13 protein-coding genes are annotated in these 15,219 nt (G+C 61.2%); 7 read left to right on the top strand and 6 right to left on the bottom strand.

The annotated features are described in order from the left end of the window. Positions 1-39: 39 nt before the first annotated feature. On the top strand, positions 40-504 hold the full coding sequence (gene bfr / locus ACU688_RS22420; RefSeq protein WP_448186440.1) for a bacterioferritin: 465 nt from the start codon (positions 40-42) through the stop codon (positions 502-504). A 66-nt stretch (positions 505-570) separates the two neighbouring features. Here the strand turns inward: bfr and uvrA are convergent, their stop codons facing one another. Then, the gene (uvrA, locus tag ACU688_RS22415; protein ID WP_448186439.1) at positions 571-3,405 is read right to left on the bottom strand and encodes an excinuclease ABC subunit UvrA; all 2,835 of its coding nucleotides are present in this window, start codon (positions 3,403-3,405) and stop codon (positions 571-573) included. A 178-nt stretch (positions 3,406-3,583) separates the two neighbouring features. Here uvrA and ACU688_RS22410 point away from each other — a divergent pair, with 178 nt between their 5' ends. From ACU688_RS22410 to tam, 3 genes are all read left to right on the top strand, one after another. Further along, complete coding sequence (locus tag ACU688_RS22410; protein WP_448186438.1) at positions 3,584-4,978, top strand: MFS transporter; 1,395 nt, start codon at positions 3,584-3,586, stop codon at positions 4,976-4,978. A 9-nt stretch (positions 4,979-4,987) separates the two neighbouring features. Next, entirely contained in the window at positions 4,988-5,503 is a 516-nt protein-coding gene (locus ACU688_RS22405; protein ID WP_003232445.1) for a single-stranded DNA-binding protein, read from the top strand. A 138-nt stretch (positions 5,504-5,641) separates the two neighbouring features. Next, complete coding sequence (gene tam / locus ACU688_RS22400) at positions 5,642-6,403, top strand: trans-aconitate 2-methyltransferase (RefSeq protein ID WP_448186437.1); 762 nt, start codon at positions 5,642-5,644, stop codon at positions 6,401-6,403. A 21-nt stretch (positions 6,404-6,424) separates the two neighbouring features. On the opposite strand, the gene ACU688_RS22395 is transcribed toward tam, so the two are convergent. Beyond that, positions 6,425-6,988 (bottom strand): cysteine hydrolase family protein, encoded by a 564-nt coding sequence (locus ACU688_RS22395; RefSeq protein ID WP_448186436.1) that lies wholly within the window; start codon positions 6,986-6,988, stop codon positions 6,425-6,427. 96 nt (positions 6,989-7,084) lie between these two features. On the opposite strand from ACU688_RS22395, the gene ACU688_RS22390 reads away from it, so the two are divergent. Further along, positions 7,085-8,044: a GlxA family transcriptional regulator gene (locus ACU688_RS22390; RefSeq protein ID WP_448186435.1), complete on the top strand. Its 960-nt coding sequence runs from the start codon at positions 7,085-7,087 to the stop codon at positions 8,042-8,044. Between the two features lie 113 nt (positions 8,045-8,157). Here the strand turns inward: ACU688_RS22390 and ACU688_RS22385 are convergent, their stop codons facing one another. Genes ACU688_RS22385 through ACU688_RS22375 form a run of 3 tightly spaced genes read right to left on the bottom strand, consistent with a single transcriptional unit; the run spans position 8,158 to position 11,130 of the window. Next, complete coding sequence (locus ACU688_RS22385) at positions 8,158-9,105, bottom strand: lysylphosphatidylglycerol synthase domain-containing protein (RefSeq protein ID WP_448186434.1); 948 nt, start codon at positions 9,103-9,105, stop codon at positions 8,158-8,160. Beyond that, complete coding sequence (gene clsB, locus ACU688_RS22380; RefSeq protein ID WP_448186433.1) at positions 9,095-10,354, bottom strand: cardiolipin synthase ClsB; 1,260 nt, start codon at positions 10,352-10,354, stop codon at positions 9,095-9,097. The genes ACU688_RS22385 and clsB overlap by 11 nt, the downstream gene beginning before the upstream one ends. Beyond that, the gene (locus ACU688_RS22375) at positions 10,351-11,130 is read right to left on the bottom strand and encodes an endonuclease/exonuclease/phosphatase family protein (protein WP_448186432.1); all 780 of its coding nucleotides are present in this window, start codon (positions 11,128-11,130) and stop codon (positions 10,351-10,353) included. The genes clsB and ACU688_RS22375 overlap by 4 nt, the downstream gene beginning before the upstream one ends. A gap of 167 nt (positions 11,131-11,297) precedes the next feature. Between ACU688_RS22375 and ACU688_RS22370 the strand changes: the two genes are divergently transcribed. Together ACU688_RS22370 and ACU688_RS22365 are read left to right on the top strand one after the other, a co-directional pair. Next, positions 11,298-13,376: a mechanosensitive ion channel family protein gene (locus tag ACU688_RS22370; RefSeq protein ID WP_448186431.1), complete on the top strand. Its 2,079-nt coding sequence runs from the start codon at positions 11,298-11,300 to the stop codon at positions 13,374-13,376. An 87-nt stretch (positions 13,377-13,463) separates the two neighbouring features. After that, on the top strand, positions 13,464-14,348 hold the full coding sequence (locus ACU688_RS22365) for a sugar nucleotide-binding protein (RefSeq protein ID WP_026136777.1): 885 nt from the start codon (positions 13,464-13,466) through the stop codon (positions 14,346-14,348). Between the two features lie 155 nt (positions 14,349-14,503). On the opposite strand, the gene ACU688_RS22360 is transcribed toward ACU688_RS22365, so the two are convergent. After that, positions 14,504-15,202, bottom strand: coding sequence for an OmpW/AlkL family protein (locus tag ACU688_RS22360; RefSeq protein ID WP_448186430.1), 699 nt, complete (start codon positions 15,200-15,202; stop codon positions 14,504-14,506). Between the last annotated feature and the right edge of the window lie 17 nt (positions 15,203-15,219).

Below are 15,219 nucleotides of genomic sequence, written 5' to 3'. Positions count from 1 at the left end.
GTTCAAACTACAGGCTTTCAAGCAGGGAGATGTAGGGCGATGCAAGGTCACCCCGACGTAATCGATTACCTCAACACGTTGCTGACGGGCGAACTGGCAGCTCGTGACCAATACTTCATCCATTCGCGTATGTATGAAGACTGGGGCTTTACGGAGCTCTACGAACGCATCAACCACGAAATGGAAGAAGAGGCACAGCACGCCGACGCGCTGATGCGCCGTATCCTCATGCTCGAAGGTACGCCACGCATGCGTCCCGACGACCTGGACACCGGCACTACCGTACCTGAGATGCTCGCCAGTGACTTGCGCCTGGAGTACAAAGTACGTGCCGCACTCTGCAAAGGCATTGAGCTTTGCGAGAAGCACAGCGACTTTGTCACCCGTGAAATCCTGCGTGTGCAGTTGAACGACACCGAAGAAGATCACACCTACTGGCTGGAAAAGCAGTTGGGCCTGATCAAGTTGATCGGCCTGGAGAATTACCTGCAATCGCAGTTCTGATTCCTGGCTACAAAAAAGCCCCTGTCGCCTTAACGGTGACAGGGGCTTTTTGTTGGGCCCGATAAATCAGGCCCGGTCGCGCGCCAACAGTGGTTTTAAGTAGTAACCGGTGTGCGACTGCGGCATCTCAGAGACTTCCTCCGGTGTGCCCACCGCGATGATCTGGCCACCTTTTGAGCCACCTTCCGGCCCAAGGTCCACCAGCCAATCGGCGGTCTTGATCACATCCAGGTTGTGCTCGATCACGACTACCGTGTTGCCGTGGTCGCGCAAGCGGTGCAGCACGTCGAGCAATTGCTGGATATCCGCGAAGTGCAAACCGGTGGTCGGTTCATCGAGGATATACAAGGTCTTGCCAGTATCACGCTTGGACAGCTCGCGCGACAGCTTCACCCGTTGCGCCTCGCCGCCGGACAGCGTGGTCGCCGACTGCCCCAGCTTGATGTACGACAGGCCCACATCCATCAACGTCTGTAGCTTGCGCGCCAACGCCGGAACCGCGTCGAAGAACACCCGCGCTTCCTCGATGGTCATCTCCAGGGTTTCGTGGATGCTTTTGCCCTTGTACTTGATCTCCAGGGTTTCGCGGTTGTAGCGCTTGCTCTTGCACACATCGCAGGGCACGTAGATGTCTGGCAGGAAGTGCATCTCCACCTTGATCAGGCCATCACCCTGGCAGGCTTCGCAGCGCCCGCCCTTGACGTTGAACGAGAACCGGCCAGGTCCGTAGCCCCGTGAGCGGGACTCCGGGACACCCGCAAACAACTCGCGAATCGGCGTAAACAACCCGGTATAGGTCGCCGGGTTGGAGCGTGGCGTACGGCCAATGGGGCTCTGGTCGATATCGACCACTTTGTCCAAGTGCTCCAGGCCCTTGATGCTGTCATGCGCTGCCGCTTCCAGGGTGGTCGCGCCGTTCAGGGCGGTGGCACTCAACGGGAACAGGGTGTTGTTGATCAGCGTCGACTTGCCTGAGCCTGAAACACCCGTCACACAGGTCAGCAGGCCCAGGGGGATTTCCAGGTCCACGTTACGCAAGTTGTTGCCGCGAGCGCCCTTGAGGTGCAGTGACAGCTTCTTGTTGCGTGGTGTGCGCTTGGCCGGCACTTCAATCTTCACACGGCCGGACAGGTACTTGCCCGTCAGCGAGTCCGGGTGCGCCATGACTTCGGCAGGTGTGCCCTCGGCGACAATGTGCCCACCATGAACACCCGCGCCCGGACCGATATCGACGACGTAATCCGCCAGGCGAATCGCATCTTCATCGTGCTCGACCACAATCACGGTGTTGCCGATATCCCGCAGGTGTTTCAGCGTGCCGAGCAGGCGATCGTTGTCGCGTTGGTGCAAACCGATCGACGGTTCGTCGAGGATGTACAGCACCCCCACAAGGCCCGCGCCAATCTGGCTGGCCAGGCGAATCCGCTGGGCTTCACCGCCGGACAACGTATCTGCGCTGCGATCCAGCGACAGGTAGTCCAGGCCCACGTTGACCAGGAACTGCAAGCGCTCGCGAATTTCCTTGAGGATCTTGTCGGCAATCTCGCCGCGACGGCCGGTCAGCTTAAGTACACCAAAATACTCACAGGCGTCGCCGATCGGCAGGTTGGTCACCGCCGGCAACGTCTTTTCACCCACCCACACATGCCGCGCCTCACGACGCAGGCGCGTGCCGCGGCAATCCGGGCAGGGTTGGGTGCTGAGGAATTTCGCCAGCTCTTCACGCACGCTGGCCGATTCGGTCTCGCGGTAGCGGCGCTCCAGGTTTGGCACGATGCCTTCGAACGGGTGCGAGCGTTTAACGATGTCGCCGCGGTCGTTCAGGTATTTGAAGTCGACATTCTGTGAGCCGCTGCCATGGAGGATGACTTTCTGCTGATCCGCCGGCAGTTGGTTGAACGGCACTTCCAGGCTGAATTTGTAGTGGGATGCCAACGACCCCAGCATCTGGAAGTAATAGACGTTGCGCCTGTCCCAGCCGCGTATCGCACCCTCGGCCAAGGTCAGCTCGCCATTGACCAGGCGCTTGATGTCGAAGAACTGCTTCACGCCGAGGCCATCGCACGTCGGGCAGGCGCCGGCCGGGTTGTTGAAGGAGAACAGCTTGGGTTCCAGCTCGCTGATGGCGTGGCCGCATATAGGGCAGGCAAAGCGCGCGGAGAAGATGATTTCTTCACCCGGCTCGTCATCCATCGGCGCCACCAACGCAATGCCATCCGCCAGCTTCAAGGCCGTCTCGAACGATTCCGCCAGGCGCTGTTGCAGGTCAGCCCGTACCTTGAAGCGGTCCACCACTACATCGATGGAGTGCTTCTTCTGCTTGTCGAGCTTTGGCGCTTCGTCCAGCTCATAGAGCTTGCCGTTGATCCGCGCGCGTACAAAACCTTGTGCGCGCAGCTCTTCGAAGACGGAAAGGTGTTCGCCCTTGCGCTCGCGAATCACGGGTGCCAGCAACATAAGCTTGGCGCCTTCCGGCTGGGCCAGCACCAGGTCAACCATCTGGCTGACGGTCTGGGCTTCCAGGGGAATGTCATGGTCCGGGCAGCGCGGAATACCTACGCGTGCATATAGAAGACGCAGGTAGTCGTAGATTTCGGTGATGGTGCCCACGGTGGAACGCGGGTTATGGGAGGTCGATTTCTGCTCGATGGAGATCGCCGGCGACAGGCCTTCAATGGTGTCGACGTCGGGCTTTTCCATCATCGACAGGAACTGCCGGGCATAAGCCGACAGCGATTCCACATAGCGCCGCTGGCCTTCGGCATACAGCGTATCGAAGGCCAGGGACGATTTGCCGGACCCCGACAAACCGGTGATGACGATCAGTTTGTCCCGGGGCAGGGTCAGGTCGATGTTCTTCAGGTTGTGGGTTCTAGCCCCACGAATCAGGATCTTGTCCAAGATGGCCTCGCACGGCGGGCGTAAATAATGCAGGAGTATACGGCTAAAGACTGGATGAATATACACTGTCAAATTGCCGGGTGCAGCCTTACATGAAAGCTGCGCGGCAAAGCGCCGCATATACCCTCTCAATCGATGGGACTGGTAGAATCGCCGCCGGTTCACACGAGGTTTTTCCATGCACGATCCCCACAGCGAACGCATGAGTAGCGGCGAGACCCGAGCGGCAAGCGGTCTGGCCCTGGTGTTCGCCTTCCGTATGCTTGGCATGTTCATGGTGTTGCCGGTACTGGCGACCTATGGGATGGATCTCGCAGGCGCGACCCCCGCCCTGATCGGCCTGGCGATTGGCGCCTATGGCCTGACCCAGGCGATTTTCCAGATTCCATTCGGGATCATTTCCGACCGCATTGGCCGCCGCCCGGTGATTTACCTGGGGCTGATCGTGTTCGCCCTCGGCAGTGTGCTGGCGGCCCAGTCGGATTCGATCTGGGGCGTGATTGCTGGCCGTGTCCTACAGGGCGCCGGGGCAATTTCTGCCGCGGTCATGGCACTGCTGTCGGATTTGACCCGCGAACAACACCGCACCAAGGCCATGGCCATGATCGGCATGACCATCGGCCTGTCGTTTGCCGTGGCCATGGTGGTCGGCCCTTTGCTCACCAGCGCCTTCGGCCTGCATGGCCTGTTCCTCGCCACGGGCGGCATGGCGCTGTTCGGCATCGTGATCGTGGCCTTCATGGTGCCGCGCTCCACCGGCACGTTGCAGCACCGCGAGTCTGGGGTTGCGCGCAAGGCGTTGTTGCCGACGCTCAAGCACCCCGACCTGCTGCGCCTGGATTTAGGTATCTTCGTATTACACGCAATGCTGATGTGCAGCTTCGTCGCCTTGCCCCTGGCGCTGGTGGAAAAAGCCGGTTTACCCAAGGAGCAGCACTGGTGGGTCTACCTCACGGCACTGCTGATTTCGTTCTTCGCCATGATCCCGTTCATCATCTATGGCGAGAAGAAACGCAAAATGAAACGAGTTTTGCTGGGCGCCGTCGCGACGCTGATGCTCACTGAGCTATTCTTCTGGCAGTTCGGCGATAGCCTGCGAGCGTTGGTGATCGGTACGGTGGTGTTCTTCACCGCGTTCAACCTGCTGGAAGCCTCGTTGCCTTCGCTGATCAGTAAAGTTTCACCGGCCGGTGGCAAGGGCACGGCGATGGGGGTGTATTCCACCAGCCAGTTCCTCGGCTCCGCGCTGGGCGGCATCATGGGTGGCTGGATGTTCCAGCATGGCGGTTTGTCGGTTGTGTTCCTCGGATGCGCCGGCCTTGCTGCACTTTGGTTGGCCTTTGCTGTTACCATGCGCGAACCTCCATACGTCACAAGCCTGCGCCTGCCGTTGTCGCCCGAAGCAATTCGTGAAGCCGGCCTGGTAGAGCGCCTAATGGCCGTTGTTGGGGTAACAGATGCGGTAGTGATCGCCGAAGAAGCCGCCATCTACATCAAATTGGACACCGAATTATTGGATCGCGCGACGCTTGAGCAACTGGTCAACCCAGTGCCGACAGCGCGCCCAGCCTAGGAGAACGTTATGGCCCGTGGGGTTAACAAAGTCATATTGGTCGGTACATGCGGCCAGGATCCCGAAGTTCGCTACTTGCCTAACGGTAACGCCGTGACCAACCTGAGTCTGGCGACCAGCGAACAGTGGACCGACAAGCAAACCGGCCAGAAGGTCGAGAAAACCGAATGGCACCGTGTGTCGATGTTCGGCAAGGTGGCAGAGATCGCCGGTGAGTACCTGCGCAAAGGTTCGCAGGTCTACATCGAAGGCAAGCTGCAAACCCGCGAGTGGGAAAAAGACGGTATCAAGCGTTACACCACCGAAATCGTGGTCGACATGCAAGGCACCATGCAACTGCTGGGCGGCCGTCCACAGGGCGACCAACAGGGCCAGGGTGGCATGTCCAACTCGGCTCCGCGTCCACAGCAGTCGCGTCCGCAGCCAAGCCAACAGCCTCAGCGTGAGTCGCGTCCAGCGCCACAGCAGGCTGCTCCGCAACCGGCTCCGGATTTCGACAGCTTTGATGACGATATCCCGTTCTAAGGTCCAAGACCCGGAACGCACAAAACCCCCGATAGCCCAGGCTTCGGGGGTTTTTTATTGCCCGATCGTCCAGGCATTTGTTCTCATGGCCTACAGGATTTAGGCTGTGGCCAACCTTTAACATGAAGGAATGTTGCGATGACCTGGTCTGCCAAGCAATACACGATGTTCGAACAGCAGCGCACCCGTCCGGTCCGTGACTTGGTGGCGGCAATCCCGAACACCGACGTGCGCACCGCCGTCGACCTGGGTTGCGGCCCCGGCAACTCCACCGAAGTCCTGGCCGAGCGCTTTCCGCACGCCCACGTCATCGGCATGGACAGCTCCGACGACATGCTCGCCGACGCCCGCAAACGCCTGCCGGCACTGAGCTTCGAGCTGGCGGATATTGGCGACTGGAGCCCAGCGCAAGCCTTTGACGTGATCCTGGCCAATGCGTCCCTGCAATGGTTACCCAATCACGCCACGCTGTACCCGCACCTGGTCAACCAACTGACACCCGGCGGCACGCTGGCGGTGCAAACCCCGGACAACCTCGACGAGCCCGCCCACCGGCTCGCCCGCGAAGTCGCTGCCGAGGGCCCATGGGCCGCCAAGATCGGCGCGGTCAAACACAATGAACGTCACGCCGCGAGCTACTACTACGAGCTGTTGAGCAAACACTGCAGCACCGTCGATGTGTGGCGTACCACTTACCTGCACCCGTTGGCAGACCACGCTGCGGTGGTGGAGTGGTTCAAGGCGTCGGCCCTGAGACCGTTCCTCGCGCCGTTGACCGATAGCGAAAAGACCGCCTTCCTACAGGAATACCAGGCGCGGATTACCCAGGCTTACCCAGCCCTGGCCGATGGCACCGTGTTGCTGCCATTTCCGCGCCTGTTCATCATCGCAACTCGCTGACGTCGGGTAGGCAAGTGGCGGTCAGGCCGCCGCCGCTTGCGCCTGCAAGTATTCATCTGCCGAGACCACGCCCGCATAGCCAAATGCCAGTGAGGCCATATAGGCGCCATGCACTTGCGCGGCCGGAATCACTTGGCCGTTGAATTCCAGCTCCCGGGTTGCGCAGGCGTCGTGAATGACCGTGACCTTGTAGCCCAAATCCGCTGCCGCCCGCACCACGGCATCGATGCACATATGACTCATACTGCCGACCACCACCAGTTCGGTGATGCTGCGTTGTTCCAGCAGTGCACGCAGATTGGTTTCGCGAAACGCATTGACGAAATGCTTCAACACCACCGGCTCGTTGCCCTCGTTCAGCACCTTGGAATGCAAATGCGCACCCTCGGAGCCCGGCGTGAAGAACGGTGCGTCTTCGGAGGTGAACTCATGGCGAACATGAATCACCGCATCACCGGCCTGGCGAAACGCTTGCAGCACCTGCGCAGCATTGTCCGCCGCGGCGTCCACGCCGTCGAGTGGCCACTTGCCCTGAGGGAAGTAGTCGTTCTGGATATCGATTAGGATGAGTGCTTGCTTGGCCATGGGTATTGCCTCGTGATGGGTTGATGGGCCCAGTATCTGCGCTGGCGCCTGCACCTGGGATTGGCTGCACCGACAATAACAGGGGGAAAACTGACAATGGTCGTTGTTGAGTTGGGTGTGTTGATTTACCAGGGTGCGCAATTGGCCGCCGTGCATGGTTTGACTGACTTGTTCGGCGTGGCCAACCGCATCGCTGCCGAGCATCAATCGGCGCAATTGCCGTTGCTGCGGGTCAGCCACTGGCAAGTCGACGCACAGGGCAAGCCGCTGCGCGTATTCGACAGCCACCCCGGCCCCGAGCAGCCGATGATGGCGGTGCTGGTGCCGCCGTCCATCGGCGAGTTTACCGAAGAACAAACGCCGCCGGCGCTGTTGGCGTGGTTGCGCGAGCAACATGCGACGGGCACGGTGCTGGGCGGCGTGTGTATTGGCTCGATCATGCTGGCGCGCAGTGGCCTGTTGGATGGGCGCAGCGCCACCACCCATTGGTCTTCCGCCCAATCTTTTGCCGCGCGCTATCCGGCGGTGCGCCTGGAGGCGGATAAGCCCATCGTCGATGACGGCGACCTGATCACCACGGCCGGGCTGATGGCCTGGTCCGAACTGGGCCTGCGCCTGGTGGATAGGCTGATGGGCCCGAGCATCGCCGCTGATACGGCACGTTTCCTGGTGATCGAGCACAGCGACAGCGCCAGCCAGTGCGGCAGCAACTTCGCGCCGATCCTTGGGCATGGCGATGGCGCCATCCTCAAGGTTCAGCACTGGCTGCAAGCCAGCGGCGCGGTGGATGTATCTGTCGCCGCCATGGCGCAAGAAGCGGGCCTGGAGGAGCGCACCTTCCTACGGCGTTTTCGCAGCGCCACCGGCTTGAAACCCACCGAATACTGCCAGCACCTGCGTGTGGGCAAGGCGCGGCAAATGCTCGAGTTCACCAACGGCACCATTGATCACATCGCCTGGACCGTGGGTTACCAGGACCCCAGCGCCTTTCGCGCCACCTTCAAGAAGATTACCGGGCTGGCACCCAGTGATTACCGCAGTCGATTTGGCGTTTAAGATCCTGGCGTTCTCTAAGCCGTCTTCGCGAGCAAGCCCGCTCCCACATTGGAATGCATTTCAACTGTGGGAGCGGGCTTGCCCGCGATTGCGGTAGACCAATCAACACACGCTCAAGCCGGCGCCTTCTTCACCCGCAACGCCTTGGCCTTCGCTTCCACTCCCAGGTACATCACCAGCGAGATCAGCAGGGGCAAAATAAAGTAGATCGCCCGATAAGCAATCAGCCCCGCCAACAAGCTGCCCCGCGACGCCTCATGTTGCAGTAACCCAATAAACACGGCCTCCAACACCCCAAGTCCCGCCGGGATATGGGTGATCACGCCGGCAATGGCGCTGATCAGCAACACCCCGAGTACCAACGGGTAGTCCAGCTTGGCCGGCAGCAGGGTAAAAATCACCGCCGCCATCAGCGACCAATTCAATGCGCCCAAGGCCAACTGCAAGCACGCCATGCGCACCGACGGCAGGTTGATCTCCATGCCGCGAACAGACCACTCGCGTTTCTTCGAGAATTGGCAGGCGGCCAAGTAACCAAGGCTGAGCAGCACCAACACAATCCCAATGCCCTGCAACGCGCCGGTGCTGACTTTCCAGCCTGGTGGCATCGTCACCAGGCCACTGCTGAAAATCACCCCGGCCAGTGCCATATAGCCGAACCAATTGGTCGCCAGGCTCAGCCCGAGGATTTTGGCGATATTGCCGGTGCTCACCCCCAGCCGCGAATACAACCTGTAGCGCATGGCAATGCCGCCAATCCACGCGCTGAGGTTGAGATTGAAGGCGTAGCTGATGATGCCCACCGGCAGGATCTGCTTCCAGGTCAAGTCTTGGCGAATGTAGGTGCGGCCGATCAGATCAAAGCTGGCGTACACCAAAAAACTGCACAGCGTCACCGCGCCGGCGATCAGCAAGGTACGCAGCTTGAAGTCGCCCAGGGTCTGTAGCACTTCGCTCCAGTCGATGCGCCGGGCGAGCAGGGTGAACAACACGATCAGCGCCAGGAAGAACACCACGGTCAGCGGTTTCTTCCAACGTTTGACGCGCGATTCAGCGGTCATGGGCCTGGCCCTCAAACGGCTTCAACCGCGGTTTATGGGCGGGCAGCCAACCGGTCATCGCGGGGAAGTGGCGCATCACATGAAACACCAGGAAACCGACGGTCAATCGCCACAGCCACAAACGCGGCTTGCGGTTTTCCGGCATGGTCTGGCAGTGATCGCGGGCGAGTAGTTCCAGGCGCTCGTAGAGCTGTTGGTTGAAGGCGCGATCGCGTATCAGCACGTTGGCTTCCAGGTTCAGCGCCAGGCTCAACGGGTCCAGGTTGCTCGAACCCACGGTGCTCCAGTCGTCGTCCACCAGCGCAACTTTGCCGTGCAGCGGGCGCTGGCAATACTCGTGGATCACCACGCCATCCTTGAGCAGGTAGTCGTAGAGCATGCGCGCGGCCAGCTTGGCCAGCAGCACATCCGGCTGGCCCTGCATGATCAACTGCACCTGTACGCCCCGGCGCGCCGCATTGCGGATTTCCCGCAGCAGGCGGTAGCCAGGGAAGAAGTAGGCGTTGGCGATCACCACACGTTTTTGTGCCTGGCCCAGGGCGTGGATATAGGCCTCTTCGATGTCATCGCGATGTCTCACGTTGTCGCGATAAATCAAGCGCACCAAGCCCTCGCCCTCGATAGATCCGGCGCAAGGCCGCTGCTGGCGCCGCCGCCAGCCGCGCGGGGCGCGGAGCTGACGGCCACTTTGTGCCAGGGCGAAATGATGCAGGTCGGCCACCGCCGGGCCCGTCACCTGCACCGCATAATCCTGCTTGGCCTCGGGGCCGAAATCCCCCAGATGGTCGGCCGAAAAATTGATCCCGCCGATAAACGCCACGGCGGCGTCCACCACGACGATCTTGCGATGCAGGCGGCGAAACCAGTTGGTGCGAACGCCCAGGGTTTTCGACGCCGGGTCGAACATCTGCACCGTCACCCCGGCGTCCGCCAGCTCACCGAGAAACCCTGGGCTCAGCTCGCCGCAGCCAAAGCCGTCGAGGCTGACGACCACCTTCACGCCACGCTGCGCTGCGTCGATCAGGATGTGTTGCAGCTCATGCCCGACTTTGTCTTCGAACAGGATAAAGGTCTCCAGCAGAATTTCCCGCCGTGCCTCGCGCAGGGCCTCGAAGACCTTCGGGAAGTACGCCTCGCCGTTTTCCAGCAACTGCACCTGGTTATCGCTGTGCCAGCCGTAGTCCAGGTCGCGTGCCTTGGCTGCGTCCGGCGGCTGGTCGGTGGCGATGTGTTCGACGGCGACGCTCATAGCTCGATCTCCACCGACAGCGGCACGTGGTCTGACAGATGGGACCAGGGCCGGGTCCTCAACACCCGGGGGTTATGCACCTTGAGGTTGCGCACATAGATGCGGTCCAGCGGCAACAGCGGCAGGCGCGCCGGGAAGGTGCGTGCCGGTTTGCCGTGGGCCTGCATGAACGCTTCGGTGAGGCCGCTCTGGCTCAAGTCGGCCTTCTGCCGCCAATCGTTGAAATCTCCGGCCACCACCAGCGGCGCATCGGCCGGAATCTCACGGATACGTTGCTCCAGCAGGCGCAGTTGCTGCTGGCGATGCACCTCGCGCAGGCCCAGGTGGATGCAGATCGCATGCACCTCCTGGCCGGTGCCCGGCAGTCGCAATACGCAATGCAGCAGGCCACGGTTTTCATGGCCACTCTGGGAAATATCCAGGTTGTCGTAGCGCACAATCTGGAATTTCGACAACAGCGCATTACCGTGGTCCCCGTGGGGATAGACCGCGTTGCGCCCGTAAGCGAACTGCGGCCAGATGCTGTCGGCGAGGAATTCGTACTGCGGCATGTTCGGCCAGTCGCTGTAGCGCTGCGGGTGGCGTTCGTGGGTGCCGTGGATCTCCTGCAGGAACACCATGTCCGCGCCCACACTGCGCACCGCTTCGCGCAGCTCGGGCAGGATGAAACGCCGGTTGAGGGCGGTAAAACCTTTATGGATATTGACCGTCAGCACCGTGAAGCGGGTGATGGCGACGCTGGGGGTGATGGGCACCCAGTCGGGAGTCGCAGCCATGGTTGCTCCTGAAGAAGAGTGGGGCCTGGCCCCGTTTATGGCTGACTTCAAGGGGCGGCGGAAAGTTTCCAGCGTCCTACGGACGGCATAAACATGCCCTGGCGGGGGAACGATCAAGGCCCAAACTCGTCAGTTCCTTACAGACCCTGCTGTAGGAGCCCGGTGTTTTGCTGAACTCAAAGACTGCACTACTGCTCGGTGCGCTGCTGTTTTGCGGCAGCAGCGCACTGCAAGCTGCCGACCCGCAGCCTGAAGCACCGGCCAAGCCGGAACTGCTGGTGGAAGGTGGCCTGCTCGGGGCCATCAGTTCCAGCATCGATGATGTTCAGGACAAGCTCGACCTCAATCAGAGCCTGGTCGATGCCTGGCGCCTGCGGGCGGATCGGGCGGCAGACGAAGTAGGGCGGCTGGTGGACCAGACGTCAGAACGTTCGCCATGGAGCGTCGCCGGGGACTTCTTGCTGTTATCCGGGGTGTGGATCGGCGCCTTTGCGTTGCTCACCTTGTTGGGCCGCTGGTTCGTGCAGCGCCTGAGCCGGCGCGCCTTTGTCGCACAACGCGGGCGCCTGCAAGCCGTGCTCGGCTACGTGGTGCCCTATACGCTCCCGGCGCTTGTCTGCCTGCCCTTGACACTTTACGTCAGCCATTTTTTACCCACATCAGTAGGAAGAGCGCTGGCGCTGTGTTTTGCCTACGCCACCAGCAGCGGGATCTTCTCCACATCGATGCTGTTGTGTGTGATCGTCATGTTCAACCTCGGCCACAAGCGTCCGGCCGTGGGGATCATTCGCAGTTATTGCCCCAAGCCGCTGTTCCTGATCGGCTTTCTCGCCGCCCTCAGCGATGCCCTGACCAGCCCGCAAATCGCCCGTCAACTTGGTGGCAATATCACCAGCAGTATCGCGGTGTTTACCGGTCTGTTTGCTGCGGTGATCTTCGGCGTACTGGTGGTGCGCCTGCGCCGGCCGGTGGCCCATCTGATCCGCAACCGGCCGTTGGCCCAGCGCCTGAAACACCCGGCGTTGCAACAATCGCTGCGGGTGTTTTCCGGGCTGTGGTATTGGCCGATCCTGTTGATGGTGCTGGTCTCGGCGATCAATTTGATTGGCGCCGGTGACGACAATCAAAAGGCCCTGCGTTGCGCGTTGTTCACGACGATCCTGCTGATCGGCACGGTGTTCCTCAGCACGGTGCTGCAACACCTGTTCAAGTCCCGCAGCCAGGTGGCGATCCAGCGCAGCAGTGCCTACAAGGAACGTTTCCTCAGCCTGTTACACGCGATTTTGCGTATCGCCATGGCCATCGGGTTTATCGAGATTCTCGGGCGGATCTGGGGCGTCTCGTTGTTTGAGTTTGCCGAGCGCAATTCCATCGGCCGGGCGATCAGCGATTCCCTCAGCAGCATCGGCTTGATCCTGCTGATGACCTGGCTGTTCTGGGTGGTGCTCGACACGGCGATCCAGGAAGCCTTGAAGCCGCCCGTCAACAAACGCTCCAGCCGCCAGCCGAGCACGCGGGTGAAAACCATCCTGCCGCTGGTGCGCAATGCGGTGAAAATCATCCTGGTGGTGATCTGCGCGATCACCACCATGGCCAACCTGGGGATCAACGTCGCGCCGCTGCTGGCGGGTGCCGGGGTGGTGGGCCTGGCGATTGGTTTTGGCTCGCAGCAACTGGTGCAGGATGTGATCACCGGGCTGTTCATCATCATCGAGGACACCCTGTCCATCGGCGACTGGGTGGTGCTCGACTCCGGCCACGCCGGCACCGTCGAAGGCCTGACCATCCGCACCCTGCGCCTGCGCGACGGCAAGGGGTTTGTGCATTCGGTGCCGTTCGGGCAGATCAAGGCGGTCACCAACCAGTCGCGGCAATTTGCCTACGCGTTCTTTTCGGTGCAGTTCACCTACGACACCGATGTGGATAAGGCCGTGGAGTTGATCCTCGAGGCGGGCCAGTCGATCCGTGACGATGGGTTCCTCAAGTACAACCTGCAAGGGCCGCTGGAGGTGTTTGGCGTGGATAAGATGGACCTCAACGGCGTGGTGCTGACGGCACAGTTCCGTACCGTGTCGGGTGGGCAATATGCGGTGAGCCGAGCGTTCAACCAGCGCTTGAAGAAGCTTGTGGATAACTGCGCCGAGGTGCAGTTCGCGCAGACTTATCCACAGCAGGTGATGGTGCCCGTCAAGGCGGCCCTTGAGCATGAACCGCCAGAGGCCGGCGCGAAGACAGTTAATCCGTGACGGTTGCGCTACAAACCCGCAAAATGCAACGATTCTGACCAATACTTAATTAGCCATCGTTCCACACTGACCGGGCCTGCTCAATCTATGCGAATGCGCCTTATGTTGTTGGGCGGCGGGAATGCCCTCGGGCAGGCGCTGATTCGCCTCGGTGCAGAGGAAGACATCGGTTTCCTCGCCCCCAAACCGCCCCAAGACGGCTGGGATGCCGCGAGCCTTACCCAATTGCTCGACGACACCCGTCCCGATGCGTTGATCAACCTCGCCTACTACTTCGACTGGTTCCAGGCCGAAGCCGTCAGCGAAACCCGTTTGGCCGCCCAGGAGTTCGCCATCGAACGCCTGGCCGAACTGTGCCAGCACCACACCATTACCTTGCTGCAACCGTCCAGCTACCGCGTGTTCGATGGCTCCCGTGCCACCGCCTACAGCGAAAAGGACGAGCCGGTGCCCCTGGGCCTGCGCGGCCAGGCGTTGTGGCGCATCGAGCAGAGCGTGCGCGCGACGTGCCCGCAACATGTGTTGCTACGTTTTGGTTGGCTGCTGGATGACAGCGTCGATGGCACCCTCGGGCGGTTCCTCGCCCGGGCCGAAAAACCGGATGAATTGCTGATGGCGGACGACCGTCGTGGCAACCCGACGCCGGTGGATGATGCGGCGCGGGTGATCATCTCGGTGCTCAAGCAACTCGATTGTGCGGCGCCGCTGTGGGGCACCTATCACTACGCGGGCCAGGAGGCGACCACGCCGTTGGCGCTGGGCCAGGCGATCCTCACGGAAGCGCGTACTTTTCATCCGCTGGCGATTGAATCACCCACCGCCCAGGCCCACGCCGCACGGCCGGATGCGAGTGATGAGCCACAACACGCGGTGCTGGCCTGCAAGAAGATCCTGCACACCTTTGGCATCAAGCCACGGGCGTGGCGGGCGGGGTTGCCGGCGTTATTGGACCGGTTCTACCGCCATACCTGACACCGGCCCAAACGCAAATGTGGGGGCCGGCCCATGTGGGAGCTGGCTTGCCTGCGATAGCATCACCTCGGTATGACTGAAACCCCGAGGTGTCTGCATCGCAGGCAAGCCAGCTCCCACACAAGCCGGCCCCCACATTGGTTATGCGGCGTTGCTTAGAACTTGTAACCGATACCCACCATGTAAACCATCGGGTCCACGTCCACATTGACCTTGGCGCGAGTGCCCGGTGCCACGGCGTTGTTTTCCACGGTGGCCTTGGTGCTGATATCGATGTAGCGCGCCTGGGCGTTGATCATCCACTTGTCGTTGATCATGTAGTCCGCACCGATCTGTGCGGCCCAGCCCCAGGAGTTTTCCGCCTTGAAGTTGCTGAAACCTGCACCTTGGGCGCGGCTGCCGACGTGTTCGTCGTAGATCCAGGTGTAGTTGATACCGGCGCCCACGTACGGTTGGAAGGCGGACTTGTTGTCCAGTGGGTAGTACACGACGCTCAAGGTCGGCGGCAGGTGTTTCAGGGTGCCGAGCTTACCGTTGGCGGCGCCGAGGGCGGTGCCCTTGATCTTCACGTCGTGCTCGAACGGCGTGGCGGCCAGCAGTTCGATACCGACGTGGTTGGTCAGCATGTAAGCGAAGTTGAGGCCCAGTTGGGTGTCGCTGCTCATGGTCGCCTTGCCACCCAGGTTGGTCCCGGCCAATGGGCCTTGGTCAACCTTGACGTGGCCGCTGTCGGCTTTCGGGTTCACGGTAATTGCACCGGCGCGAACCAGAATGTCGCCCGCTTCGTGAGCGTGGGCAACCGGGGCGACGAGGGCGAGCGCGAAGAGGGACGCGCCGAGCAGGGACTTGTTCATGGGAGCTCCAAAGGACG

This window comes from Pseudomonas acericola (SeqCode), assembly GCF_053456465.1.
This window is presented reverse-complemented; position numbering and strand designations above follow the sequence as displayed.

What these genes read in the sequence shown, in the direction of transcription:
- bfr (WP_448186440.1), top strand. Translation starts at nt 40, where the DNA reads ATGCAAGGTCACCCCGACGTAATCGATTACCTCAACACGTTGCTGACG.
- tam (WP_448186437.1), top strand. Translation starts at nt 5,642, where the DNA reads ATGACCTGGTCTGCCAAGCAATACACGATGTTCGAACAGCAGCGCACC.
- ACU688_RS22405 (WP_003232445.1), top strand. Translation starts at nt 4,988, where the DNA reads ATGGCCCGTGGGGTTAACAAAGTCATATTGGTCGGTACATGCGGCCAG.
- ACU688_RS22395 (WP_448186436.1), bottom strand. Translation starts at nt 6,988, where the DNA reads ATGGCCAAGCAAGCACTCATCCTAATCGATATCCAGAACGACTACTTC.
- ACU688_RS22375 (WP_448186432.1), bottom strand. Translation starts at nt 11,130, where the DNA reads ATGGCTGCGACTCCCGACTGGGTGCCCATCACCCCCAGCGTCGCCATC.
- ACU688_RS22390 (WP_448186435.1), top strand. Translation starts at nt 7,085, where the DNA reads ATGGTCGTTGTTGAGTTGGGTGTGTTGATTTACCAGGGTGCGCAATTG.
- ACU688_RS22385 (WP_448186434.1), bottom strand. Translation starts at nt 9,105, where the DNA reads ATGACCGCTGAATCGCGCGTCAAACGTTGGAAGAAACCGCTGACCGTG.
- clsB (WP_448186433.1), bottom strand. Translation starts at nt 10,354, where the DNA reads ATGAGCGTCGCCGTCGAACACATCGCCACCGACCAGCCGCCGGACGCA.
- ACU688_RS22410 (WP_448186438.1), top strand. Translation starts at nt 3,584, where the DNA reads ATGCACGATCCCCACAGCGAACGCATGAGTAGCGGCGAGACCCGAGCG.
- ACU688_RS22365 (WP_026136777.1), top strand. Translation starts at nt 13,464, where the DNA reads ATGCGAATGCGCCTTATGTTGTTGGGCGGCGGGAATGCCCTCGGGCAG.
- ACU688_RS22360 (WP_448186430.1), bottom strand. Translation starts at nt 15,202, where the DNA reads ATGAACAAGTCCCTGCTCGGCGCGTCCCTCTTCGCGCTCGCCCTCGTC.